The organism is Achromobacter sp. Marseille-Q0513 (genome assembly GCF_018195695.1).
In the GTDB taxonomy this organism is placed as follows: Bacteria; Pseudomonadota; Gammaproteobacteria; order Burkholderiales; family Burkholderiaceae_B; genus Achromobacter.
In genome coordinates this window covers 1-339 of sequence record NZ_JAGTJY010000635.1, presented here as the reverse complement: position 1 = coordinate 339, position 339 = coordinate 1, and the positions used below count along the sequence as shown (strand labels likewise).

The window sequence follows — 339 nt, the reverse complement described above, 5'->3', positions numbered from 1 at the left end:
GGTTTGTCCATGTTCCCGCCACGCTGATGCGCGCGCGGCCGTTGGCCGTGATGGTCTGGTCATTGGCCTGGCCCTGCCGCAAGGCGAGCGTGAGATCGCCCTTGGACAACAGGCTGCCGTTGCCGCTCACGGCATCCGCCGCGATGTCCAGGGCCCGGCCGGCAAGCAGCGTACCCGCGTGATTGAGCAGTTGCCCGACGTCGACCACAATCGCGCCGCCTGATGACAAGCTGCCGCGCGTGTTGTCCAGCACGCTACCCTTGCCCTGGATGCTGATGCGCTGATCAGCGGCGACGAGACCGCCAGTATTGTCAGTGTGACCGGCCGTCAGGACGACGC

At 66.7% G+C, this 339-nt stretch carries 1 protein-coding gene; it reads right to left on the bottom strand.

Going from position 1 to position 339, the window contains the following annotated elements:
• The coding region (locus KDH83_RS32090; protein ID WP_212323253.1) for a hypothetical protein at positions 1 to 339 on the bottom strand (339 nt) is incomplete at both ends.